This window comes from Mesorhizobium sp. M1D.F.Ca.ET.231.01.1.1 (assembly GCF_003999155.2).
In the GTDB taxonomy this organism is placed as follows: Bacteria; Pseudomonadota; Alphaproteobacteria; order Rhizobiales; family Rhizobiaceae; genus Mesorhizobium.
The window spans coordinates 1-255 of record NZ_RZOZ02000330.1 but is presented as its reverse complement, the minus strand read 5'-3'; the positions used below and the strand labels follow the sequence as shown (position 1 = coordinate 255).

The 255-nt window shown below is 71.0% G+C and carries 1 protein-coding gene; it reads right to left on the bottom strand.

The window, feature by feature from the left end:
* Positions 1-255: immunoglobulin-like domain-containing protein (locus EN874_RS34040; protein WP_189396777.1), on the bottom strand; the 255-nt coding region annotated here is incomplete at both ends.

Here is a 255-nt window from a genome sequence, read left to right as displayed (position 1 = left end):
ACGCGATCGTCAGCGTGCCGGTGGTCTGGCCGTCGGCAATGGTGATGTCGCCGTGGTCGGTGTGGACCGTGGTGACGCCCTGCGAGGCATTGCTCAGCGTCGCCGTGAACACGTAGTCGGCGACCGCGCCCTCGGCGACCGTCGAGGCGCTGAGGTCGACCGTCGCGTCGGTCGCGGTGTCGGTGACGTTGGCCGTCGCCGTGCCGGTGCCGACCACGAGGTGCTCGAAGTTGCCGCCCGCGGTGCCGGTGATGG